Here is a 22995-nt window from a genome sequence, read left to right as displayed (position 1 = left end):
GCGCCGAGCACCGAAACTCTTTAGGCGCGCCTGCTGTTGTCGCACCGATCGAGCTTTCGTACTGTCGGGTTTGTTGCGGCATAGGACCAATTGGGCGACGTCGCCCACCGGCCGAATGGTCGGGCCGCACCGACGAGCTCGAGAAAGGCCTCGAGCGGGAGGTAGAGACATGCGCGCACGATCCGCACGACTGCTGCTGGGAGCCGGTCTGGCGGCCGGAATGCTGGCGGCGGCGCCCGCCGCCAGTGCCGAGAGGCCGCCCGGACTCGCCAAGCAGGACACCCTCGCCTGGCTGGCACCCGATGACCTCGAGATCGGGGCCGCCGTCGCCGGGGGAGGGCACCACCAGAACCAGGACTACCCGCCGCCGTTCTACGAGGACGAGGAGTACCGCGAGCTGCTCGCCACCGAGTTCACCTCGCTGACGCCCGAGAACCAGCTGAAGTGGGACTTCGTCCACCCGGCGCCGGACGAGTACAACTTCGAGGCGGCCGACGACATCGTCGCCTTCGCCGAGGAGAACGGTCAGGACGTGCGCGGGCACGTCCTGATCTGGCACAGCCAGAACCCGGCATGGCTCGAGGAGGGCGACTACACCGACGCCGAGCTCCGCGGCATCCTGCGGGACCACATCACCACCGTCGTCGGCCGGTACGCCGGGCAGATCGACCAGTGGGAGGTCGCCAACGAGATCTTCGACGGCTCCGGCAACCTGCGCACCGAGGAGAACATCTGGCTGCGCGAGCTCGGGCCGGGCATCATCGCCGACGCCTTCCGCTGGGCGCACGAGGCCGCCCCGGAGGCGGAGCTGTTCCTCAACGACTACGGCGCCGAGGGCATCAACGCCAAGTCCGACGCCTACTACCAGCTCGCCCAGGACCTGCTGGCCGACGGCGTCCCGATCCACGGCATGGGCCTCCAGGCCCACCTCGGGCTGATGTACGGCTTCGACCCGAGCCTGCAGGAGAACCTGCAGCGCTTCGACGACCTCGGCCTCGCCACCGCGATCACCGAGCTCGACGTCCGCATGGAGCTGCCCGAGAGCGGCGAACCGACCCCGGCGCAGATCGCCGAGCAGGCCGAATGGTTCAGCTCCACGCTCGAGGCGTGCGTCGCCGTCGAGGGCTGCCAGTCCTTCACTCTATGGGGCGCGAGCGACCTGTACTCCTGGGTGCCGCACACCTTCGAGGGCCAGGGCTCGGCGACGCCCTGGACCGAGGACCTGGAGCGCAAGCCCGCGTACTGCGCGCTCCAGCAGACCCTCGCCGAGGCGACGCAGCCGCAGCGCTACGCGCACCACCCGGCCCACGAGGAGTGCCGCCAGCTCCTCGGCTGACCCGCCACCGACCGCGCAGGGCCGGGCCGTTCGCGTGCCCGGCCCTGCGCGCGGCGTGAGCACCTACGCTCGGGACATGGGAATCCTGGAGAAGCTGCGGCTCGCGGTCGACAATGACTCCACCGCCCCCGACTGGGTGGTCCTCGACCTCCACGGGAGCTACCCGGCCTACCAGGCCGCCGATCCCGTGCAGAGCCTCCTGCGCCGCGGGGAGTCCCTCGAGGGGCTGACCGGCCGGCTCGAGAAGCTGGCGGGTACCGACTGGGTGCGCGGCGTCCTCGTCCGCGTCGGCAAGCTCGACGCCGGGCTGACCACTGCGCATGCCATCGGCCGGGCCGTCGGGCGCCTCGCGGAGAGCAAGCGGGTGGTCGGCTACGTCCCACAGGTCAACATGCGCACCCTCCTGGTGACGGCGTCGCTGACGGAGGTGGTCGCGCCCGAATCCGCCGAGGTCCGGCTGCCGGGCTTCGCCGCCGAGCAGGTCTTCTACGGGGCCTTCCTGACCAAGCACGGCATCACCTTCGAGAACCTGCGCATCGGCGAGTACAAGGCGGCGTTGACGCGGTTCTCCGAGAAGGGGATGGACGAGCACAACCGCGAGCAGCTCACCGCGTACGTCGACTCGGCCGAGCGCAGCTGGACCGGCCACGTTACCGAAGGGAAAGAGGGCGCCGACGGCGTGCTCGAGGCCGGGCTGACCAGTGCCGACCAGCTCCTCGAGCGTGGACTGATCTCGAGGATCGGCTACGACGACGAGATCTGCACGCTCGTCGAGCACCGCTGGACCCGCACGGTCGAGCTGCTGCTGCCTCGCGGCCTCGGGCGCAAGGCCCGCCAGGCCGAGCACATCGCCGTCGTGCCCGTCACCGGCCCGATCGTCACGGGCAGGTCTCGCGGCACCCCGCCCGTGCCGTTCCTGCCCGGCGCCCAGACCGGCTCGGAGACGGTCGTCGCGGCGTTGCGGAAGGCGGACCGCGACGAGGACGTCAAGGCGATCCTGCTCTACGTCGACTCGGGTGGCGGCTCGGCCCTCGCCTCCGACGTGATCGGCCGCGCCGTCGCCAGCTGCACGACGCCGGTCGTCGCCGTGATGGGATCGGTCGCCGCCTCCGGGGGCTACTACGTCCTCACGGCTGCCGATCACGTGGTCGCCGATCCCTACACGCTCACGGGAAGCATCGGCGTCGTCGTCGGCAAGCCGGTGCTGAGCGGCTTCGACGGCCGGCACGGGTTCAAGCCCGAGGCCGTCGGCCGCGAGGGCGCGCTGTTCGAGAGCCCGCACAGACCGTTCTCCGACGACGACCGTGCCTGGGCCGAGCGGATGATGGACGAGGTCTACGGCCGGTTCGTCGACCGGGTGGCCGCCGGCCGCGGCCTCACCACCGAGCGGGTGGACGAGATAGGCAGGGGACGGATCTGGAGCGGCGCCGACGCCCACGAGCTCGGGCTTGTCGACGAGCTCGGCGACCTGGACACCGGCATCGCCGCCGCGCGGCGGCTGGGTGACCTACCGGAGGACGCCGCGGCCAAGCCCTTGTCGCACGGGCTGCAGCTCCCCGGTGCGCCGAGCTTCGGCAAAGACCCGGCGTCCGCCCTCGCGGGTCTGTGGCCGTTCGGGTCCGAGACCGTGCTGACCTGGTTCGACCGGTCGGTCACAATCCGCTGACTCGTGTGCTGACTCGTCATATCTCGACGTCGAGAGGTGACGAGTCGGCACGGAGGTGACGAGTCGCGTGAGGGGGACGTCAGACGACGCCGGCCGCGCCCAGCAGGTAGCCCACCAGGTACGTCGCGGCGAGCGCGAGCCCGCCGCCGACCACCACTCGCACCGCCGCGTGCCGGCGGCTGCCGCCACCGATCCCGGCCGCGACGGCGCCGGTGAGCCCGAGGGCGAGCAGCGTGGCCAGGAACGTCACCGGCACGCGCATCCCGGGTGGCGGCAGCAGGATCGCCAGCAACGGCAGCACCGCGCCGAGCACGAACGAGCCGAACGAGGCGAACGCCGCGTGCCAGGGGCTCGCGACGTCGCCCATGTCGATGTTGTGGCGGGCGCGCACGTGGGCCGCCAACGCGTTCGTGACGGTCACCTCTTCGGCCACTTTCCGGGCGGTCGCCGGTGAGATGCCGCGGCGCCGGTACACCGCGGCCAGCTCCTCGAGCTGACTCTGCGGATCCCGCTCGAGGGCGCGGCGCTGCTCCTCGACGAGATGGCGCTCGCCGTCGCGCTGGCTGCTGACGGAGACGTACTCACCGAGCGCCATGGACACCGCGCCGCCGAGCGCCGCCGCCAGACCTGCGGTCGCGATGGGTCCGGTCTGCGTGGTCGCACCGGCGACGCCGACGACGACGGCAGCCACCGACACGATCCCGTCGTTGGCGCCGAGGACTCCCGCGCGCAGGGCATTGAGGCGCTGCTCCCGGCCGGCGGGACGCCCTGGATCACGCTCGCGTGCGGTCGCGCCGGAGGCCGTCTCGGAGGCCTCGCCACGTCCGGTCGTCAGGATGCCCATGTCCTCGAATGTAGGAGCGCGGCAGCGTCCTCACAACGAAGGGAAGGCAAGCCTTCCCGCGCAATGGCGCGATTTGAGGCTGTTCGGCGCCGCCGCTCGCGGGCGGGTCTCAGCGCGAGGCGAGCGCCTCCCGACGTTCGGCGATGACATCCGGCAGGAGGGTCGCGAGTGCGTTGCCGTCGCGACCCTGTACGGTCGGCACGCCGTGCTCGGCGGCCGCGTTGCGCATCGCCGGCGGGTGCTCGATCGCCTCGGGCGTGCCGTGGGCGAGGACCTGCTCGGCGGGGGAGAGCTCGCGGATGGCGATCGCCGCGATGTGGCGTGGGTGCTCGCGCGCCAGCTCGTCGTAGACCACCGGATCGTGCTGGCCGTCGTCACCGACGAGGATCCACCGGATCTCCGGGAAGGTGATGAGCAGGTTCCTCAGCTGCGTGCGCTTGTGCTCGACGCCCGAGCGGAAGAGACCGGTGGGTGTCGGCCCCCAGTCGGTCATGAGCATCGGGCCCTCGGGGTAGCCGTGCTTGCGCATAAACCGGCGCAGGGTCGGCACGGTGTTCCAGGCACCGGTCGAGAGGTAGAAGACCGGGGCGTCCGGGTGCCCCTCGAGGATGCGGTGGTACAGCGTCGCCATGCCCGGCACCGCCTTGCGGGCCGTCGTGTGCCGGACGAACGTGTTCCAGGCCGCGATGAACACGCGGGGCAGCATCGTCACCATGATGGTGTCGTCGATGTCGGAGACGATGCCCGTGCGGACGTTCGGGTCCACGACCAGGACGTTGGCCGTCACCGGCTCGGCGGCGACCGCCTCGATCTCGACCTCGTGCCACCCCGGCTCGAGCCCGTGGTCACGCACGATGACATCGATGTAGCCGCCGCGATCCGTCGTCGTGCGGAGTGTCCGGTCGCCGGCCCGCACGGTCACGGGCAGGAAACCCACCTGGGCCGTGAAGAATGACCGCCACCCGCGCTGCGCCTCGGCCGCCACGTTGATGGGGCTGACCGGTGCACTCTCGTCGGTGGCGTCCGGGTCCTCCTGCTCGGCCGCCGGATCGGCCATGATGACCCGGCCGAGCACATGGACGCTGCGCACGGAGCCGTAGCCGGCCAGACCGATGGTGCGCGGGCGCCACCCGCGCTTGCGCAGATAGACCACGCTGCGGCGGTTGATCGAGTCTTCGGCCGCGTTGACCACCCGGGACAGTCCCATGGACACCACGCTATCGGCAGCAGCGCGAGCGTCGCGGTTCGTTGTCCGCGGTCGTGCCGGGGGCGCGTCAGCGCGAGCTGCGAGTGTCCGCCCGCATACTCGCCGCTGATGGCGTGCCGAGCCACGTCTCCGTGGACTCGGGGCTCGTAGTCCGGCTCACACGCCCTCGTCACGAATGTGGCGGTCATCGTGGCGCTCGACGCGCTCGGTGTGGCTCGTGTGCGTGCGCTGGGAGTGGACGATCAGCGCGATGATGAGGGCCAGCACCCCGGCGCCCATGCAGATGTACCCGACCATGGTCAGGTCGACGCCCTCGATGACGTCGGACACCGCGAAGGCGAGAATGGCTCCGACCACGATGAGGAAGATGCCTGCACCGATACCCATGTTCGTCTCCTCTCGTCCGGGCCCGCGCCGTGCGTGCCCGTGCGGCGCGCCGCACGACGCCAGTCTGGCGGCGCAGGGCGGGCACCGCACGCCGAGTGCGCGGCGACCGAGAGGGCCGGAACGTCAGAGGCCGGGCACGCCCACCGCTCGGCCGCAGGCACGAGCCACGTGTTCGAGGTGCGCCGCCCGCGCGTCGACGACCCGCTCGTAGTGGCCGAAGAGCTCGAAGCTCACGGTGCCGAACAGCATCGTCCAGGCGTCGATCACCCCGATCACGACGGCGGGATCCAACCTGCCGAGTGCCGCCGCCTTCGCCTCGGGCAGGCTCTCCAAGACGTCCCCGACACGTTGCTGGGCGTCGTGCAGCAGCTCCGGCGGCACGAGATCGTCCATGGTCTTTCCTCCGGACGGCGGGATGTCGACGGCGATGCGCGCCAGCAGCAGCACCACCTCCGACGCCGGCGCAGCGGTGTCCTGCGGGGCGACGTAGCCGGGCACGGGTGAGCCGTAGATGAGCGCGTACTCGTGCGGATGCTCCAGCGCCCAGCCGTGCACGGCCCGGAAGACCGCGAGCCAGCGTCCCGACAGATCCGACCGGTCGACCGCGGACTCCGCCTCGCGCGCGGCGGCACCCACGCCCACGTACGCGGCGACGATGAGCGCGGTGAGCAGCGCGTCCCGGTTCGGGAAGTAGCGGTACACGGCCGAGGGTGCCATCCCGAGCTCGCGCGTCACGGCACGGACGGAGAGGCCGGCGGCGCCGCGCACGGCCAGGTGTCGCCGTGCGGTGTCCGTGATCTCGGCGACGAGCTCGGCGCGCACCCGTTCCCGGATTCCTCCTGGCGTCATGGCCGCGAGTGGTAGCGCCCGTACCAGGTGCGCCGGTTGAGCTGCAGGCCGTCGAAGTCCTCGAGGTAGAGGTTGGCGACGGCCCGGCTCGAGGTATCGATACGCAGCTCAGCACCCCGCGCGTCTAGCACTGGCAGGTAACGGTCAGCCATGAGTCGTCGTAGTCGACGGCCATGACGCTTACCGGGCCCCGAGGTGGGGCGGGCGACGTGGTTCTCGAGCTCGAGCACAGACCGACCACGGTGATCGACCGTCCGCGTCGTCATCAACGCCGCAGCCCTCCCCGACTCATCCGCGAGAAGGTGAGGCTCCCGACGCCGGGCAAGGCGGAGACTGAGCCATAGTGCGGCGGCGTTGAACGGAACGACAAGCGCGAGGATCAGCGCCGCGAGCACAAGACCTCGCGCACCCCCAGCCAACCGAGCAGCAACAGCGTTACGAGACAAGGCAGCACGGCCGTCGGCCAGGACGACGGATACACCAGCACCCGCCATGCCTACGTCCACGCCAACCCCCACAGCTGACGACCACGCGCCGGCACGGTGCCCGGCAGCGAGGGCAGGTCGAGGGCCATGTGCTACCTCGACGTCGCCTCGTCGACCCTTGCATACGCGGCGAGCAACCGGACGATGGCGGCGTTGAGCGACTCTCCGCGTCGCTCCGCCTCTTCCTTGGCCGCCTGCCAGATGTACTCCGGCACGCGGATCGATCGCAGCGGCTGCGCCATCAGTACTCCATCCGTGCTCGTCCAAGGCCACGGACAGTCTTCCCCGATGTATATACGTTGGTCAATACACTCGGATGTGACCGCCCCGTCGCGGCTGAAGTAGTGGGCAGGTGTGCGACACCGAACCTCTGGTAGCTCCGCCCGCAAAGGGGTCTAACGGTCTAAACGGCCTAAAGGATGGGAGGCGGCGCGGCGATGAGGAACCCATTCAAGCCGACGGCGGGTGCATCCCCACCGCTGTTGGTCGGCCGCGAGGAGGCTCTCGGGGAGTTCGTCGAGTCGATCCACGACGGGCCCGGTGCGCCGGGACGCCTGACCATCTTTACCGGCCCGCGAGGCGTGGGGAAGACGGTCATGCTCAACGAGGTCCGCACGCAGACCGAACAACTGGGCTGGATCACCCTGGCCGAGACCGCGACGACCGGCATGGGCGAGCGGTTGACCTGGTCGGCGCGACGACACGCCAGCGAGCTCGACGACGGCCGGCGGGGCCGACGCATCACCGGGGTGACTCTGCCCGTGGTGGGCGGGGGAATCGAGCTCGCCGAAGGATCCGAGCGGCCACCCGACCTGAGGGAAGAGCTCACGGCCCTTCTCGAGCTGCTCGAGCCCCACCAGACCGGCGTGCTGATCACCGTTGACGAGATCCACCGCAAGCGCCTCGACGAACTACGACACCTCGCGACCACGATCCAGCACCTGATCAGTGAGGACCGTGAGATCGCCCTCGCCGTCGCCGGCCTGCCATCAGCTGTCTCCGACTTACTCAACGACGAGATCCTGACCTTCCTGCGCCGCGCCGCCCGCGAAGAGCTCAGCGACGTCCCGCTCGAACAGGTCCGCGACGCGTTTGCGAAGACCATCACCGAGAGCGGTCGCACCATCACCGACACCGCGCTGGATGCCACCGCCGACGCCACCAGCGGTTACCCGTTCATGATCCAGCTCGTCGGTTATCACACTTGGCGCAAGGCCATCGGTGACGTCATCGATGACCAGGCCACGACACTCGGCATCCCCGCCACGCGTAAGCGGCTTGGCTCCACCGTGCACGCGGCAGCGCTTGCCGATCTCTCACCTGTTGACCGTACCTTCCTCCTCGCGATGTCCCAGGACGACGGACCTTCACGGGTACGCGACATCTCTCCGAGGATGACGGCTGCGGACAGGACGCCGCAGCCGGGGATCTCGAGCAGGGATGGCGCAAGCTGTCGCACGAGGTCACGCAGCTCGCGTTCGAGCCTGTTGATCTGCGTGGTCAGCTCTTGGCAGCGGCCGAGGAGTTGCCGGGCGATTCGAGCCACGACGCCCTCGAACCGCTCAAGCTCGACGAGAACCGAACGGACCACGTTCTGTCGGCGTAGGCCCCGGCTGGGGATCAGGAGACCGGGGTCGAGTTCGTGGAGATGCCAGCGGACCTGCTGCGCGATCCGCGAACGCTGAACGACCAGGTCTTGGCGGTGGTCCGAGAGCAACTTCACCTCACGGGCCGGCCCGTCGAGTTCCGCGATCGGCAGGCCGCGGTGGCGCAGCGCGGCCAGCGCCACAGCCTCGGCGTCGATGGGATCGGACTTGCCTGGCTCGCGGCTGCTGCGCCGCGCGCCGGCCATCAGCAGGGTCGGCACGCGAAGGACGCGCTGAAACCTGCAGCGAGTAGGTCGGACTCCAGCCGACGAGTCAGATGCCGGCAGTCCTCCAGCGCGAACCGCACGCCATGCTCGTCGTGATTCGCGAACTGCGCTGACCACTCGACCATAGCGAGATGCCCATCGGAGTTCGTCCGCACCGTCTTGGTGCCGAGCCGTCTGCCGACCTCGTCAAGTGCCACCACCGTGTGGGTGCGCTTGTGGGAATCGGTGCCGACCATGACCATCCAGGGACCTCCCTTACCGGGGACTCGGGCACCCTGTCGCCAGCGAGGCGGGCACGCCTCAATCCAGCGCGAACGTGGTCGCACGCAGGCTCCTATCAAGCCACGCACCCGCTGACGCCAGGACGCCCGACCGGGGCCGCACATCAAGAGAAGCCACCGAGCCCGCTTGACGCCCGGGACACCGAAGAAACGAGCGAACCCCGGTCGGGCAGATTCGCTCTGGCATTGACCCGAAGAAACTCGCAGCTCGCTTCAGAATCTCGTTCACCCGCCACAGCTCGCGGACCTCCTGCTCGAGCTGTTTCTCGCGCTCGGACTTCTCCGCCCTCACCGGCGGGGCTGGGCCCTCGATGCCCTCGGCGGCATCAGCCCGGCGCACCCAGGGCCGCACCGGCTCGGTCCCATAGCCCAGCTGCTCGGCGACCCGGCTGATCGTTCCCTGACTAGTGCCCAGCTCGGCGCGCAGCGCCCGGACCATCCGCACCGCAGCAGCCTTCTCCTCTTCGCTGTAGCGACGCGTCGACGGCTTCCCAGCGATCCCTTCTCGTGGCATGACTCCATCCTCGTTTCCAAACTCAGGAGTCTCCACCAAACCCAGGGTGCTTCAGTCGGGTGCTGATCGATTGGGCTTGGCTTGGTCACCACAATCCTTCGGTCTGGAAGAGCAGGAGGCGGAGTCGGGTAAGCGGGTCGACGAGAAGCACCCGGCTCGACTGCCGGGATAGGTCAGGCATCGGTTGGCTGCCCAAGGGTTACGCGGTGTTCGGCGTCGCGGTCACAGACGAGCCGGTTACCGTCCACTCGGATGGTGGCGCTCTGGATCGTCGAGCGCCGGTCGGCGTAGCTCGCCTCGTTCAGTCCGGTGCCGTCGGTGCGGCCGGTGCGTTCGGGGTGAGTGAAGTAGAAGATCTCGGCTTCCTCGCCGGTAACCACGACGTCGGCGTGGAGTGCAGGGCCTTGATCATCGCGTCGGCTCCCGCCGCCGCTGAGTAATGTGCCAGCACTTGTCCAGGTCGTGAAGTCGTCGGAGCGGTACACATGCTGCCCGTCCCAGCCGTCGACGATCATCCACACCTTGCCGTCGAGCTCGAACACATTGGGTCCCTCGTGCGGACCGTCCGTGATGGCCGGGCCGACCGTACGCCATGCGTACAGATCGTGGGAGTCCGCGGCGTAGGTGTGTGAGCCGGCCACCGAGTCCTTGTACCAGAGTCGCCAGCGGCCGTCGGGTAGGCGATGGACGCACGCGTCGATCGCTTGACGCGTGTCGAGAGCGATCGGGCCGTGATGATGCCAGGAGATGAGGTCGCTCGAGGTGTAGTGGTGGATGGTGCGCGGATCGTTGCCGGAATAGGCCGGCATGCCGCGGATGTAGCTGCAGTACATGTGGTACTGCGCGTCGTGCCAGAGGATCTCGGGCGCCCAGAAGGTGTTGCGCCCGAACTCGAATTCGAGGCCAGGAAGCGTTCCCCGGTAAGTCCAGGTCTCACCTTGGTCGGTGGAGGACGCCACTCCGAGATCGGTGCCATGGAACCAGGACTGTCGCGGTCCTACCGCGTTCGCGCGTCTGTTGGTGTAGACCATCCACCAGGCGCCTTCGCCTCGGTTGTAGATCAGTGTCGGGTCTGCGGCGCCATCATGGATGGGGTCGCGGAACAGGGGGGCGCCCATGTGTCTCCATTCGAGCTTTCTGGTGGTTGCTAGGCGGACCGGCCAGTGCGTTCTGGTCGACCCAGGACTAGCCGGGTCGGTCGCGGCGTGTACGCGTGGTCGAGGACCAGGCTCGCCGCGCCGATCGCCCCGAGGTTCTCGCCGACCTTCGTCCCCCCTAGGGCTACCGGGTGTAGGGGGCTCGCGGCCGTAGCGGCTTCGAGGGCGGTCGGGGCGGCGTCGAGGATGTATGCCGACATGCGGGGCCAGTACGGGCCGCCGAGGACGACCCGGCTGACGTCGACGAGGTTGCCGATCGTCAGGGCTGCGCGGGCCACGCCAGCGGCGCCTCGACGAACGATCTCGCGTGCTGCAGGTTCGCCGGCATCGGCCAGGTCGTACAGCATGCCCAGGCGGCTGTCGAGGTTGTCGTCTGGTCCTGGAGCCGGCAGGACTCCTTTGTGGGTGGCTATCTCCACCAGCGCCCGCGGTGAGGCGGCTACGTTGATGCAGCCCCGGAGCCCACAGGCGCAGGGTGGGCCGTCGGGGTCCACGACGAGGTGACCCGCTTCGCCGGCGCTGTGTGTCGTGCCGCGGACCACTTCGCCATCAATGACGAGTCCGGCACCGATCCCGGTTCCGAGATAGAGTACGATCGCGCTGCAGCCGTCGGTGAACGTGCCTGCCCATGTTTCCGCGACGGCTGCGGCGATGGTGTCCTTCTCGAGCACGGTGGGAAGACCGGTCTGGGCGGCGAGTTCGTCGCGCACTGGCACGTCACGCCAGTTCGGCAGGTGCGGCGGGTCGCAAATCACACCACGAGCGACATCAACTGGCCCGGGCGCGCCGACACCCACGCCGAGAACGCCCACACCATCGGTCCCAGATTCCGCGATGAGCCGCTTGAGCACGCGGGCGATCTTGGCGACCGCCTTCTCCGGATCGTCGGGTGTCGGAAACCGCTCAACATCGATCGGCTTGCCGACCAGGTCCAATGTGGTGACTGTCGTGAGCGCCGGGTCGATGTGAGCGCCCAGGGCAGTGCGGGCGGAGGCGTCGATGTGCAGCTGTGTCCGACGTTTCCCGAGACCACCGGTGGTCTTCTCACCTTCGACGAGCAGCCCTTCGTCGAGTAGCCGGCGACAGATGTTCGTTACCGTCTGTGGAGAGAGGCCGGTGGCCTTGCCGAGTTCGACTCGGCTGACCCCATCTGCGCGCCTGATGGCGTGGAGGATGACGGTCTCGTTGAAGTTGCCGAGCTGTGTCGCGTTGGTGCCGCGTGGCACTGCGACGTCGTCAGTCATCTCGTCCTCCTCGAAGCGGCCCGCCGTTGACATTAGTCCATCACTGTGATGAAGTCACGCCGACGACATGGCCGCCAACGAACGTGTGGGCGGTACCCGTCGTAGGAACCAACTCGCAGGGCTGGACGACGGACGTCAGGCCCGTATTCGAGGCACAGGACCGTTGGGAATGTCAAAGGAGACCAACATGGCATCGTTACGACGTCGCCGAGCAACTGCCGCGGTTGGATTGGCGCTCTCGGCCACGACCGCGCTCACAGCGTGTGGGCAGGGTGAGAATCCGGCGAACTCAGGCGGAGACGCGGGTGGCGGCGACTCGGAGGGCGGGCAGGTACAGCTCCGCTTCGTCTGGTGGGGCGGGACTTTGCGGAACGAGATGACCCAAGAAGTCATCGAGGTCTTCGAAGCGAAGAACCCGGACATCGACATTCTGCCCCAACCGGGATCTTGGGACGGGTACTGGGACAAGCTCGCGACCGAAGTTGCGTCCGGCACCGCCCCGGACATCATCCAGATGCCCGACTCGTACTTCAACGAGTATGTCGGCCGAGGAGCCTTGCTCGACCTCACAGACCTCGCCCTCGACCACTCGAACGTTCCGGATGCCATCTGGAATACCGGGGTCATCAACGACCGGTTGTGGGGTGTGCCGTCCGGGGTCAACACGCACGCCATCGTCGCCAACCCGGCCATGTTCGACGCGGCCGGTGTCGAGATGCCCGACGACACGACCTGGACATGGGACGAGTATGCGGACATCGCCACGGAGCTGAGCGAGAGCCTCTCAGATGATCAGGTGGGGTCCGGGACTCCAGGATTGGATCAGAACAACCTGGCCACATGGCTTCGCCAGAACGGCGCCGAGCTGTTCACAGAGGAGGGTGAGCTCGGGTTCGACACCGCCGACGCCACCGGATACTTCGCCTTCATCAAAGACCTGGCAGATCGGGGTGCCATCCCCGGTGCCGAGACCATCTCGGCAGAGATCGGCCTCGGACTGGAGCAGAGCGGTATGGCCACAGGACGCCACGCGATGGGTTTCTGGGCTTCTAACCAACTTGCTGCTCTATCGGAGGCGGCAGGAACGGAACTCGAGCTGCTGCGTCTGCCCACGTCGAACGGCAATGCTGAGGACGGCGCGTTTGCCATTTCGGGTGGGTGGTACGTGGCCTACGAGGGGACGGAGCACCCTGAAGAGGTCGCTCGGTTCCTTGACTTCATGGTGAACTCGCAGGAGGTCTGGAACACCATTCTCACCGAGCGTGGCGCTCCGCCGAACACGGAAATCCGGCAAAACTTGATCGACGGCGGGCACCTGGGTGACGCCGACGCCCGCTCCATCGAGTTCCTCAACGATCTCGAGACGGTCGCTCTCGAAGAGCCACCCGCGGTCCCGCCAGTCGGTGCTGGCGCCTTCCAGGACATCCTGCGGCGCTACACGGTGCAGCTCCTGTTCGAGCGAATGACACCGGAGGAGGCAGCGGAAGGTCTCGTCAGCGAGGCAAACTCCGCGATCGAGTGACGGCACAACACGGAGGGGGCTCCCCGGGCCGTCAATGCCGGACGCCCCCTCCACGCAGGCAAGGGCACCGCTTGAACACCTCGACAACGCACTACATCGCCAATCCGCTGCTGAATTCGGATTGGCCGGACCTGGACGTCACGCGCGGGCCGCACGGCTACGTCATGGTTGCCTCGAGCAGTCACCGTGTGCCCGGCCTGCCGGTGCTGACCTCTCCGGACCTGGTGTCGTGGCGCCTCGCCTCTCGGGCGGTCCAGCACGTCCTACCACCGTCGAGCCACGTGCCCGCCCACAATGGAGGCTGGTGGGCTCCATCGATCCGCTACCACGATGGCCTGTACCGGATCTTCGTACCCGACCCTGACCGCGGCATCTTCGTCACGACGTCGCCCGCTCCGGAAGGGCCGTGGACCAACCCCCACCTCGTGCTGCCCGGACTCGGCCTGATCGACCCGTGCCCGTTCTGGGACGACGACGGCCGCGCCTGGTTGATGTTCGCCTGGGCGCGCAGCCGCAGCGGGATCGCCAACCGGCTCTCCCTGGCCCCGATGAATCCGACCGGCACCCGCCTCGTGGGGCCCGCAGGCACCGTCATCGACGGTGCGAGGTATCCGGGCTGCATCGTGCTTGAGGGGCCCAAGCTCTACCGGCGCGATGGCTGGTACTACGTGTTCGCTCCTGCCGGTGGCGTCAAGGAGGGTTGGCAGACGGTCTTGCGTTCCCGGTCCATCCACGGCCCGTATGACATGCGGATCGTTCTGGCTCAGGGCGACACCGAAGTCAATGGCCCACACCAGGGGGGGTGGGTGACCACCGATGAGGGCGAAGACTGGTTTCTCCACTTCCAGGATCGTGGGCCCTACGGTCGGACCATCCACCTGCAGCCGATGCGCTGGGAGAACGGCTGGCCAGTCATCGGCGCCGACGGCGAACCCATGACCCACTTGCCGCCGCCCGCGGCGGCACGAGACCCCGTCAGAACTCATCCCCATACGAGCGATGAGTTCCGTTCATCTGTACTCGGACTGCAGTGGGCGTGGCAGACCAACCCCGAGCCGCACTGGCTGGAGTTGCGCGGCGACGGTGTCGCGCGACTGGCCGCGTTACCTACCGATGTCGGGAACCTGTGGACCGTGCCACAGATGCTCACCCAGCCGTTACCAGGCTGGCCCTGCGAGATCCGTACGACTGTCACGGCGCCGGACTTGCCCGTGGGTGGGCGTACCGGGGTGGCCGTCCTCGCACCGCAGTACAGCTGGGTCGGGGTAGAGCAGCGCGACGACGGCATGTGGGCAGTTGTGCGCAGCCGACCCGCGGACGCCCTGGACGAAGACCTGCTCCTTGAGTCGCGGCTGGGATCCTCACGTTCGATCAATGTCATCGTGACCTCGGACGGTGCAGGCAAAGTCACACTCGGGCTGATGCACGGTAACCGCGTGTCATTGGCAGCGCCGGTCGCCGCGGCGCCAAGCAGCTGGACGTCTGCGGAGCTTGCGCTATTCGCAGCTGCTCCGGTGGGCATCGCGAGCTCGGGGCATGTCCATTTCGGGCCAGTGGTCTTCGACCCCGCGGATGGCGCGTAGCGGTGCTCACCGGCTTGCCCGAACAACCCATCTGCGCTGCTGACCCCCGGCCTCGCGCTCGTTCCCGAATCGCTGGAGGACCTGACATGCACAATGAGCGGCGCCTACTCCTGGAGCGACGGTTGCGCCGTGTGGTCGAGGAACGTCTCAGCCCCGCAGTGTATCCGGCACGGAGGCCGGTGACGGTCGGCATCTGGAACGCCGGGCGTCGCACACCGTCCTTCGGCGATGCGTCGGAGGCGCCGTACACAACCATCCAACCGGGACAGGCCTGGGGGGAACCATGGGCGACGTCATGGCTGCGACTCACCGGCACAATGCCCACCGAGTGGGCCGGCCGGCGCGTGGAACTCCTAGTCGATGTCGGCTTCTCCGCCGGCCGCGTCGGCTTCCAAGCGGAAGGCCTCGCGTACAGCTCGACCGGGCGGACGATCAAGGGCCTGAACCCGACGTCGCGGTGGATACCCGTTGACAGCGGCGATCCAGGTGCGGAGGTGACCGTCTTCGTCGAGGCGGCGGCGAATCCCACCGTCCTTCCTCTCAACGACGGCGTCCGGGACTTCAGGCCGACCCCTCTCGGAGACCCGGCGACGCTTCCGTCGACCCCGTTGTACCAGCTCCGCGAATGCCACCTCGCACTTTTCGACGCAACCGCGTGGAAACTGGCACGAGATATGGAGGTACTGAGCCAGCTCATGCAAGAGCTCGGCGCGCAGTCCGAGCGCCACTGGCGGATCGTGAGCGCCCTCGAACGCGCCCTAGATGCGCTCGACCCCATCGACATAGCCGGCACGGCACAACACGCCCGCGATGAACTTGCACCGCTACTGAGCTCGCCCGCACACGCGAGCGCCCATCGGCTGAGCGTGGTCGGTCACGCCCACATCGACTCGGCATGGTTGTGGCCAACCAGCGAGACCGTACGCAAAGTCGCACGGACGACAGCGAACGTGCTGCAACTGATGGACGCGTCGCCCGACCTGGTCTACGCAATGTCGCAGGCGCAACAATTCGCCTGGATGAAAGAACATTATCCGCAACTCTTCGAGCGCATACGCGAGCGCGTGAGACAAGGACGGTTCGTGCCCGTCGGAGGAATGTGGGTCGAGTCCGACACCAACATGCCCAGCGGCGAGAGCCTGGTCCGGCAGCTCGTCTTCGGCAAGCGGTTCTTCATGGAGGAGTTCGGGCTCGAGACGGAAGAGGTGTGGTTACCTGACTCGTTCGGGTACAGCGCCGCCCTCCCACAGCTCATCGCATTGAGTGGTTCGCGGTGGATGCTCACCCAGAAGATCTCGTGGAATCACACGAATCGGTTCCCCCACCACACGTTCTACTGGGAGGGTATCGACGGCACCCGGGTCCTGACGCACGCACCGCCGGCGGACAAGTACAACGCCGAGGTGACCGCTGCGGAGCTGGCGCACGCGGCCAGCAACTTCGCCGAGCAAGGGCAGATCGGTGGCTCGATGCTGCTCTACGGCCACGGCGACGGCGGAGGTGGGCCGACGCGGGAAATGCTCGCCCGGATACGCCGCTTGCGTGACCTCGAAGGCTCGCCCCGCGTGGAGAGCGAGACACCGCGTGCGTTCTTCGAGCGCACTGAGGCGGCGAACGACGCGGCACCGGTGTGGGTGGGCGAGATGTACTTGGAGGCCCACCGCGGCACGTACACCTCGCAAGCGAGGACCAAACAGGGAAACCGCCGCAGCGAGCGCCTCCTCCGCGAGGCGGAGATGTGGGCCACGTCAGCCGCCGTGTTGCGCGGCGTCGACTACCCGTACGACGAGCTCGACGACATCTGGAAGCAGGTATTGCTGCTGCAGTTCCACGACATCCTGCCTGGGTCGTCCATCGCGTGGGTCCACCAGGAAGCCGAGACGACCTACGACGAGCTCGCCACGAGGCTCGAGCAGATCATCGAGTCATCCCTCTCTGCCCTGTCGGAGGACTCCGGACCGATGGTCCCGGTCGATGCCGTCCCGTTTCCGGCCTCGGGCGGAAGCCCTGACCCGATGAGTGCGGCTCCCGAGGTGAGCGCGTCAGTCGATCGAGACGGCACATTCCGCCTGGACAACGGCCTGGTGCGGCTTCACATCGACGGATCTGGCCACATCACGAGCATCCGCGACCTCGTGGCCGGCCGGGAACTCGTTCCGCACGGAACCAAGGTCAACGTCCTGACCCAGTACCGAGACACCCCCGCGCAATACGATGCGTGGGACATCGACCCAACCTATCGGACCGTGGCCGAAGCCATCGACGACGTGACCAGCATCGAGCATTGGAAAGGCGAAGGCGTCGCCGCTGTTAGGACAGAGCGCGCATTTGGCTCCTCCACGGTCGTACAGACAGTCCAGGTCAACGCTGGACAGCGACGGATCGATATCGAAGCCGATGTCGATTGGCACGAGAGCGGGAAGCTGCTGCGCGTGTCGCTCCCGCTCGAGATCAGTGCCGACCGGTTCGCCGCGGAGACACAATTCGGGCACGTCTATCGACCTACTCACACCAACACCTCCTGGGATGCCGCAAAGTTCGAGATCTGCGCCCACCGATGGGTCCATGTGGCAGAGCCGGACTACGGTGTCGCGGTGATTAACGAGTCGACATACGGGCACGACGTGCGGCGGCCAAGCCCAGGGCGTGTTCGAGCCACTCACACCGTCGTGGGGCTCTCGCTCTTGCGCGCACCGCGATTCCCAGACCCTGGCGCCGACCAGGAGCGCCACATCCTGCGTTACGCCGTCGTGCCCGGCGCCAGTATTGCCGACGCCGTGTGGCATGCATGCACTTTCGCGCAGACCGATCGGACCAGCCGAGGCGAGGCGGCATTGGCACCACTGGTCCGGTCGAAGACATCCGGAGTGGTCGTCGACACCATCAAGCTCGCCGACGACCGCAGCGGCGACGTCGTCGTCCGCGTGTACGAGGCACTCGGACGCCGGGCACGATCGGAGCTCGAGATCGCGTGCGACGTCAGCCGTGTATGGGTGACCGACGTGCTCGAGCGCCCCGTGGCAGCACAAGTCGAGCTGGCCAACCAGCGCGCGACTGTGGATCTCACTCCATTCGAGGTCCGGACTCTCCGGATGACGCCAGCCGTCCGGAAGCTCCCGTCCTGACACGACCAACAGCGGGTGTGTACCGCAGGACGCAAGGGGTACGTACGAGGCGAGATCGGCGTGAGGCCCTAATAAGGCTCTTCTGACTTCAGGTGGGGTTGGGTGACACGCCGGTGCGGCGGATGAGCATGTGAAGGGGTCGAGGTCTTCGAGGATCTGGAGCGACCAAGCAACCGGACCTCGAAGAAGACCTCGACCCGTGTCTGACGATACGTTTCTGCTTTGTGCTGCCCAGCGCCCGGCGCTGGTGTGTCGTACTGCCACCGCTGCGATGTGCTGGTCGGGCTCGATGGCGTGCACGTGATTGCCGTGGAGCGCGACGACGCCAACGGGGCGCTGACGGTGACGGTGGAGTCCGCGCCCCGGCTGGAGGGCTGTCCGCGCTGCGGTGTGGTGGCTGTGAGCCTGGGCCGGCCAGTGGTGGAGCTGATCGACGCCCCGATGGCGGGCCGGCCGGTGCGGATCCGGTGGCGCAAACGTTCCTGGCGCTGCCCGGGCAGCAGGCTGGTGCTGCATCCAAAAGTACTTTTCACAGTCACCGACACAGCACCAGTACCACACCCGCCATGAAAGCGTCGGGTTATCCGTCGCGACGTCAGGAGGCTCTCGGGGCAGGTCCTGTGCTGCCCCTTTCAATGAGCACCGGAACGGAATCAAGGCGAGCTTGCGGTGCTTGGCCCGTGATGACCTCGAGCAAGAGGGTGCCGGCTTGCTCGCCGTAACGGTGGACGTCATGGCTGATCGCCGAGAGAGAAGGATGCGTGCTCTCGCACAGGAGTGAGTCATCGTAGGCGACGAGCGAGATGTCCTCCGGTACTCGAAGCCCCCTCTGGTGCGCCACGCCAAGACCGGCTACTGCCATGATGTTGTTGTCGTAGAGGATCGCCGTGGGCGGGGTGGAAGCCTCTAGAACCGCGGCGGTCGCGGCCCGGCTCCCCACTGCGGACGGTTCCGCCTCGCGCAGGACCGGCGCGGGAAGCTTGAGCTCTGCGCACGTGGTCACGAAGGCACTGTTGCGGATGGCCGTATGCGCCATGGTCGTGCGTTCGCTGATTCGAGCGAAGCGACGGTGTCCCAGCTCGGTAAGACGACGTATTGTTCCGGCGACCGCCCGAGCGTCGTCGCTCCAGATGGCCGGGGCCTCTGACGCGTATTGAGGGTCTCCGACCACGATGAAGCACGCTCCAAGGTCGCGGAGTACGCCGAGGCGGCCATCGTTGACCCTGAGATCGACCAGTATTAGACCATCGATCCGTCGCTCTGCGACCCACCGTCGGTAGGTATCGACCTCAGCCCGTTCGTCATCGGCGAACTGCAGGAGCAGACCTGTCGCGCTCTGGCTCAACGATGCTTCGAGCCCAGCGATGAAGCTCATGTAGAACGGCTCCGTCCCGATGTCCCTCGGGTCGCGAGTCAGTACGAGCCCGACGATTCCGGTCCGTGCGCCGACCAGTGCGCGGGCAGCCGCATTCGGGAACCACCCGGCGTCCGCGGCGATGTCCAGGATGCGCTGTCTGGTACGTGAGGAGACGCCCGGTCGGCCGTTTAAGGCCAACGAAACGGCGCTGGTCGAGACGTTCGCGAGACGCGCGATGTCGGACAGCCGCACAGGTCGTCGTGGCGCAACGCTCAAGCGGTTGAGTTCAGGGTTGCCCTTGGCTGGCTGCGGATCCACGCTCACGATCCTAACGCAAGGGGGTTGTTGCTCAAGCGTTTGAGTGATAGCGTTTTGCCATCCAACCTCAGGCTTCAAGGGAGAAGGCCTCATGAACGTTCGCACTCGTACGGCGGCAGCACTCGCGGTTGCGACGCTTGCTCTGACTGGCTGCGCCGGTGGTACCTCCGCGCCCGAAGGACAGGAAGGCACTTCAGGCGGTCAGGAGGATGATGGCTCGGGGGCTCTCGGCCCGGAGGCCCTCGACGAAGCTGGCGAGGCGGAGATCACATGGTGTGCCCAGAAGGACTCTTCGGGACAATTCACGGCCGTGCTCGAGGCGTTCAACTCCGACCCCGCCAACGAAGGTGTCACCCTCTCGCTCCTCGAGTTCCCTGCGTCAACAGACGAGTGGCGCAACCAATTCATTCAGCGTCAGCAAGCGGAGTCGCCCGAGTGCGACATCTTCGGCTCCGATGTCGTGTGGACTGCTGAGCTCGCCCAGCGTGGGTTCATCCGCGACCTCACGCCGTACGTCGAGTCGCGTGCGGACGAGTTCATCCCCTCCACGCTCGAAACCGCAGCCTACGACGGCTCGTACTGGGCCGTGCCGCTCGGCACGAATGTCGCTTTCCTCTACTACAGGACCGACCATCTCGACTCCGCTCCCCGCACGTGGCAGGAGGCGTACGCGGCCGGTCAGGCGAATGACGGCCTCATCTACCAGGCGGCTGCCTACGAGGGGCTCACCGTCAACTTTGTGACCCTGGCCACCGCGGCCGGCGGCACCATCTTGAGCGACGACGGGAAGGCGTCGGCCATCAACTCCCCGGAGAACCTCGCGGCCCTTGAGTTCATGAGCCAGGGCATCGAAAACGGCTCTGTCCCACCGGCCGTCCTGACCTACATGGAAGAGGAGACCCGACGGGCCTTCGAGGCCGGCGAGGCGACCCTAGCCGTGAACTGGACGTACGCGTACGTGCTCGGCCAGGACGCGCCAATCGCCGACGACTTCGACATCGTCGCGCTGCCCGCGTGGGACGGCGGTGACGCCAGTGGTGTCCTCGGGGGTGTCAACCTTGTTGTGTCCGCGTTCTCCGAACACCCGGAGGAGGCGTTGCAGGCGATCGACGGCATCACCTCCGCTGCGAGTCAGGTTACCCAGGCCCAGAAGGGCCTGGCGCCCACACTTGAGGCTGCCTACGACGACGCCGCAGTCCAAGAGGCGTTGCCGTTCTGGGAAACCCTGCGCGACGGCGTCCGTCAGGCGACGTCCCGTCCCGTGACGCCCGTCTACGCCCAGATCTCGCGTGCGATCTACACCAACGTCAGTGCAGCGCTGAGTGGTGAGGTGTCGCCGGCGGCGGCTCTCGAGCAGGCTGACGCCGATATCAACGAGGCCCTCACCACGTTCTGATCATCAAGGCACGCACGGGTGGGCCCAAGCCGGAATCGCTGGGCCCACCCCACGGCCACCATGTGGAGGCATTCCTCATGAACGCCAGCTCCGGGCTGGAGCGACGTCGTCGGCGACTCGCTGTCGCGATGGTCTCACCCGCCATCACGATGATGGCTCTCGTTGCTGTTTTCCCTGTCCTCTACGCCGTATGGCTCTCCTTGCACGAGTATTCGTTGCTACAGCCGGGCCTCTCCCGCTGGGCTGAGCCATTCGGCCTGGGCAACTACGTGATCGCCTTCGACGACCGTGACTTCTGGGCGGCGCTACGCACGACGCTCCTATTTACGGTCGTCTCCGTCGCACTGGAGCTGGCCATCGGCATGGTGATGGCGCTGCTCATGAACTCGGTGGTACGCGGGCGTGCCTTTTTGCGGGCGGCAGTACTCGTCCCGTGGTCAGTGCTCACCGTGGTCACCGCGATCATATGGCGGTCCGTCTTCGACCCGACCCTAGGTTTTGTGAATAGTTTGCTCGGAGCCGTCGGACTGCCTGATGACACGGTGTGGCTGGGCTCGGCTCCCGAGGCCTTCTGGGTCATGGTCGTCGCGGATGTGTGGAAGACCGCGCCGTTTATGGCGCTCCTGCTTCTTGCCGGCCTGCAAGGGGTCCCGATAGAGACCCACGAGGCGGCTGCGGTCGACGGAGCGGGAGCCTGGCAACGGTTCTGGCGCATCACGCTGCCGCAGCTGCGCTCCGCACTCCTGGTCGCCTTGATCTTCCGCACGCTCGACGCCTTGCGAATTTTCGACCTCCCGTACGTGCTCACGAAGGGTGCTTTCGGTACCGACACGCTGTCTCTTATCGCCTTCCGTAGGCTTCAGGAGCAGGGGATCATCGGGCTGGGGTCGGCACTCTCGGTCATCACGTTCCTCGTCGTCATGGTTGTGTCCGTGGTCTACATCCGGCTCATGCGGCCGTCGGAGGGTGGGCGGTGATCATGAGGACACACCTTGCTGCACGGCGTCGCGTCGCGAGCGCCCTCCGTGCCTTTGGCGTCGTCGCTGTCGTGTTCGTCTGTCTCTTCCCGTTCTACTGGCTGATCAACCTCTCGCTGCGGACAGGTGCGGAGCTCTCGAATGCCTCCCTGGTGCCGACGGACCCGACCTTGCGCAACTACCAGTCAGTGCTTGCCAACGGGGATTTCCTCGCGGCTTTAGCCAATTCAGCGATCGTGGCCACAACGACGACCGTGCTGGCGCTGGTCGTCGGTGCACCCGCTGCCTATGCGCTCGCCAAACTACCGCTTCGCCGAAAGGGACTGATCCTTGCGGCCGTTTTGTCGGTCACCACGTTCCCGGCCATCGCGGTGGCAGCGCCACTGTTCAGGTTGTGGACCGATATTGGCCTGTACAACACCATTCCAGGACTCGTGCTCCCGTACCTAGTGTTCACCTTGCCGTTGGCGATCTTTATCCTGGTGGCCTTCTTTCGCGAAGTTCCTGACGAACTGGAGGAGGCGGCGGCTCTGGATGGCCTGGACCCCTGGCGCAGCTTCCTCAGAATCGTGATGCCCCTGTCAGCTCCCGGGCTGGTCACAGCGGCACTCCTCACGTTCATCTTTGCGTGGAATGAGTTCCTTCTCGCAATCACGCTGACGTCGACACCAGCCGCCCGGACGGTGCCTGCCGCCATCGCGTTCTTTACTGGGTCGATCCAGTACGAGCAGCCCCTCGGCACCATCGCCGCGGCCTCGGTGCTCATTTCGGTTCCGCTCGTCGTGCTGGTCGTCGTGTTCCAGCGACGCATCGTCAGCGGGCTCGTCTCCGGCGCACTGAAGGGCTAATTTCCGTTATTTCGCCGTTGGCGCGT

The 22995-nt window shown here is 67.2% G+C and carries 20 protein-coding genes and 2 pseudogenes; 10 read left to right on the top strand and 12 right to left on the bottom strand.

Translation table 11 applies throughout. The annotated features are described in order from the left end of the window. The first annotated feature begins 169 nt into the window (after positions 1 to 169). Complete coding sequence (locus ABD907_RS15160) at positions 170 to 1336, top strand: endo-1,4-beta-xylanase (RefSeq protein ID WP_345217106.1); 1167 nt, start codon at positions 170 to 172, stop codon at positions 1334 to 1336. 76 nt (positions 1337 to 1412) lie between these two features. Beyond that, positions 1413 to 3002: a S49 family peptidase gene (locus ABD907_RS15155; protein WP_345217105.1), complete on the top strand. Its 1590-nt coding sequence runs from the start codon at positions 1413 to 1415 to the stop codon at positions 3000 to 3002. A gap of 79 nt (positions 3003 to 3081) precedes the next feature. Here ABD907_RS15155 and ABD907_RS15150 read toward each other — a convergent pair whose 3' ends face one another. The 6 genes from ABD907_RS15150 to ABD907_RS15125 all read right to left on the bottom strand — a co-directional run bounded on the left by ABD907_RS15150 (position 3082) and on the right by ABD907_RS15125 (position 7016). Then, on the bottom strand, positions 3082 to 3846 hold the full coding sequence (locus ABD907_RS15150; RefSeq protein WP_345217104.1) for a VIT1/CCC1 transporter family protein: 765 nt from the start codon (positions 3844 to 3846) through the stop codon (positions 3082 to 3084). Between the two features lie 109 nt (positions 3847 to 3955). After that, positions 3956 to 5053 carry an App1 family protein phosphatidate phosphatase gene (locus ABD907_RS15145; protein WP_345217103.1) on the bottom strand — a complete coding sequence of 366 codons (1098 nt, stop codon included), beginning with the start codon at positions 5051 to 5053 and terminating at the stop codon, positions 3956 to 3958. Between the two features lie 156 nt (positions 5054 to 5209). Next, complete coding sequence (locus tag ABD907_RS15140) at positions 5210 to 5440, bottom strand: DUF6458 family protein (protein ID WP_345217102.1); 231 nt, start codon at positions 5438 to 5440, stop codon at positions 5210 to 5212. 123 nt (positions 5441 to 5563) lie between these two features. Further along, the gene (locus ABD907_RS15135; protein WP_345217101.1) at positions 5564 to 6289 is read right to left on the bottom strand and encodes a TetR/AcrR family transcriptional regulator; all 726 of its coding nucleotides are present in this window, start codon (positions 6287 to 6289) and stop codon (positions 5564 to 5566) included. Then, complete coding sequence (locus ABD907_RS15130) at positions 6286 to 6441, bottom strand: hypothetical protein (RefSeq protein ID WP_345217100.1); 156 nt, start codon at positions 6439 to 6441, stop codon at positions 6286 to 6288. The genes ABD907_RS15135 and ABD907_RS15130 overlap by 4 nt, the downstream gene beginning before the upstream one ends. A 425-nt stretch (positions 6442 to 6866) precedes the next feature. Further along, entirely contained in the window at positions 6867 to 7016 is a 150-nt protein-coding gene (locus ABD907_RS15125; RefSeq protein WP_345217099.1) for a hypothetical protein, read from the bottom strand. A gap of 177 nt (positions 7017 to 7193) precedes the next feature. Here ABD907_RS15125 and ABD907_RS21140 point away from each other — a divergent pair. After that, positions 7194 to 7706 (top strand): annotated as a pseudogene (locus ABD907_RS21140) (ATP-binding protein); the annotation flags it as partial. A 266-nt stretch (positions 7707 to 7972) separates the two neighbouring features. Here ABD907_RS21140 and ABD907_RS21135 read toward each other — a convergent pair. The 5 genes and pseudogenes from ABD907_RS21135 to ABD907_RS15100 form a co-directional block, all read right to left on the bottom strand. Further along, positions 7973 to 8626, bottom strand: coding sequence for an IS110 family transposase (locus ABD907_RS21135; RefSeq protein ID WP_425555781.1), 654 nt, complete (start codon positions 8624 to 8626; stop codon positions 7973 to 7975). Beyond that, complete coding sequence (locus ABD907_RS15115; protein ID WP_345217097.1) at positions 8626 to 8889, bottom strand: IS110 family transposase; 264 nt, start codon at positions 8887 to 8889, stop codon at positions 8626 to 8628. The genes ABD907_RS21135 and ABD907_RS15115 overlap by 1 nt, the downstream gene beginning before the upstream one ends. Before the next feature lie 232 nt (positions 8890 to 9121). After that, positions 9122 to 9442: pseudogene (locus ABD907_RS15110) on the bottom strand (transposase); the annotation flags it as partial. A gap of 173 nt (positions 9443 to 9615) precedes the next feature. Next, the gene (locus tag ABD907_RS15105) at positions 9616 to 10560 is read right to left on the bottom strand and encodes a glycoside hydrolase family protein (RefSeq protein ID WP_345217096.1); all 945 of its coding nucleotides are present in this window, start codon (positions 10558 to 10560) and stop codon (positions 9616 to 9618) included. 29 nt (positions 10561 to 10589) lie between these two features. Beyond that, complete coding sequence (locus ABD907_RS15100) at positions 10590 to 11843, bottom strand: ROK family transcriptional regulator (RefSeq protein ID WP_345217095.1); 1254 nt, start codon at positions 11841 to 11843, stop codon at positions 10590 to 10592. A 187-nt stretch (positions 11844 to 12030) separates the two neighbouring features. Here ABD907_RS15100 and ABD907_RS15095 point away from each other — a divergent pair, with 187 nt between their 5' ends. The 4 genes from ABD907_RS15095 to ABD907_RS15080 all read left to right on the top strand — a co-directional run bounded on the left by ABD907_RS15095 (position 12031) and on the right by ABD907_RS15080 (position 18643). Continuing rightward, entirely contained in the window at positions 12031 to 13365 is a 1335-nt protein-coding gene (locus ABD907_RS15095; RefSeq protein WP_345217094.1) for an ABC transporter substrate-binding protein, read from the top strand. A 71-nt stretch (positions 13366 to 13436) separates the two neighbouring features. After that, positions 13437 to 14948, top strand: coding sequence for a glycoside hydrolase family 43 protein (locus ABD907_RS15090; protein ID WP_345217093.1), 1512 nt, complete (start codon positions 13437 to 13439; stop codon positions 14946 to 14948). An 86-nt stretch (positions 14949 to 15034) separates the two neighbouring features. Further along, positions 15035 to 18073 (top strand): alpha-mannosidase, encoded by a 3039-nt coding sequence (locus tag ABD907_RS15085; RefSeq protein WP_486334106.1) that lies wholly within the window; start codon positions 15035 to 15037, stop codon positions 18071 to 18073. Positions 18074 to 18346: 273 nt separating this feature from the next. Next, positions 18347 to 18643, top strand: coding sequence for a hypothetical protein (locus ABD907_RS15080; protein ID WP_345217091.1), 297 nt, complete (start codon positions 18347 to 18349; stop codon positions 18641 to 18643). Positions 18644 to 18668: 25 nt separating this feature from the next. On the opposite strand, the gene ABD907_RS15075 is transcribed toward ABD907_RS15080, so the two are convergent. Beyond that, positions 18669 to 19748 carry a LacI family DNA-binding transcriptional regulator gene (locus tag ABD907_RS15075; protein ID WP_345217090.1) on the bottom strand — a complete coding sequence of 360 codons (1080 nt, stop codon included), beginning with the start codon at positions 19746 to 19748 and terminating at the stop codon, positions 18669 to 18671. 43 nt (positions 19749 to 19791) lie between these two features. Between ABD907_RS15075 and ABD907_RS15070 the strand changes: the two genes are divergently transcribed. The 3 genes from ABD907_RS15070 to ABD907_RS15060 all read left to right on the top strand — a co-directional run bounded on the left by ABD907_RS15070 (position 19792) and on the right by ABD907_RS15060 (position 22969). Next, a complete protein-coding gene (locus ABD907_RS15070; protein ID WP_345217089.1) occupies positions 19792 to 21144 on the top strand; it encodes an ABC transporter substrate-binding protein in 1353 nt (450 codons plus the stop codon). A gap of 77 nt (positions 21145 to 21221) precedes the next feature. Then, positions 21222 to 22121 (top strand): carbohydrate ABC transporter permease, encoded by a 900-nt coding sequence (locus ABD907_RS15065; RefSeq protein WP_345217088.1) that lies wholly within the window; start codon positions 21222 to 21224, stop codon positions 22119 to 22121. 2 nt (positions 22122 to 22123) lie between these two features. Continuing rightward, positions 22124 to 22969, top strand: a complete 846-nt coding sequence (locus ABD907_RS15060) for a carbohydrate ABC transporter permease (protein ID WP_345217295.1) — start codon at positions 22124 to 22126, stop codon at positions 22967 to 22969. The last annotated feature ends 26 nt before the right edge of the window (positions 22970 to 22995 follow it).

The organism is Georgenia halophila (assembly GCF_039541595.1).
This window is presented reverse-complemented; position numbering and strand designations above follow the sequence as displayed.

Excerpts from the sequence above, each read along its gene's own strand:
- ABD907_RS15160 (WP_345217106.1), top strand. The coding sequence starts at position 170 with ATGCGCGCACGATCCGCACGACTGCTGCTGGGAGCCGGTCTGGCGGCC.
- ABD907_RS15155 (WP_345217105.1), top strand. The coding sequence starts at position 1,413 with ATGGGAATCCTGGAGAAGCTGCGGCTCGCGGTCGACAATGACTCCACC.
- ABD907_RS15150 (WP_345217104.1), bottom strand. The coding sequence starts at position 3,846 with ATGGGCATCCTGACGACCGGACGTGGCGAGGCCTCCGAGACGGCCTCC.
- ABD907_RS15145 (WP_345217103.1), bottom strand. The coding sequence starts at position 5,053 with ATGGGACTGTCCCGGGTGGTCAACGCGGCCGAAGACTCGATCAACCGC.
- ABD907_RS15140 (WP_345217102.1), bottom strand. The coding sequence starts at position 5,440 with ATGGGTATCGGTGCAGGCATCTTCCTCATCGTGGTCGGAGCCATTCTC.
- ABD907_RS15135 (WP_345217101.1), bottom strand. The coding sequence starts at position 6,289 with ATGACGCCAGGAGGAATCCGGGAACGGGTGCGCGCCGAGCTCGTCGCC.
- ABD907_RS15130 (WP_345217100.1), bottom strand. The coding sequence starts at position 6,441 with ATGGCTGACCGTTACCTGCCAGTGCTAGACGCGCGGGGTGCTGAGCTG.
- ABD907_RS15125 (WP_345217099.1), bottom strand. The coding sequence starts at position 7,016 with ATGGCGCAGCCGCTGCGATCGATCCGCGTGCCGGAGTACATCTGGCAG.
- ABD907_RS21135 (WP_425555781.1), bottom strand. The coding sequence starts at position 8,626 with ATGGCCGGCGCGCGGCGCAGCAGCCGCGAGCCAGGCAAGTCCGATCCC.
- ABD907_RS15115 (WP_345217097.1), bottom strand. The coding sequence starts at position 8,889 with ATGGTCATGGTCGGCACCGATTCCCACAAGCGCACCCACACGGTGGTG.
- ABD907_RS15105 (WP_345217096.1), bottom strand. The coding sequence starts at position 10,560 with ATGGGCGCCCCCCTGTTCCGCGACCCCATCCATGATGGCGCCGCAGAC.
- ABD907_RS15100 (WP_345217095.1), bottom strand. The coding sequence starts at position 11,843 with ATGACTGACGACGTCGCAGTGCCACGCGGCACCAACGCGACACAGCTC.
- ABD907_RS15095 (WP_345217094.1), top strand. The coding sequence starts at position 12,031 with ATGGCATCGTTACGACGTCGCCGAGCAACTGCCGCGGTTGGATTGGCG.
- ABD907_RS15085 (WP_486334106.1), top strand. The coding sequence starts at position 15,035 with ATGCACAATGAGCGGCGCCTACTCCTGGAGCGACGGTTGCGCCGTGTG.
- ABD907_RS15065 (WP_345217088.1), top strand. The coding sequence starts at position 21,222 with ATGAACGCCAGCTCCGGGCTGGAGCGACGTCGTCGGCGACTCGCTGTC.
- ABD907_RS15060 (WP_345217295.1), top strand. The coding sequence starts at position 22,124 with ATGAGGACACACCTTGCTGCACGGCGTCGCGTCGCGAGCGCCCTCCGT.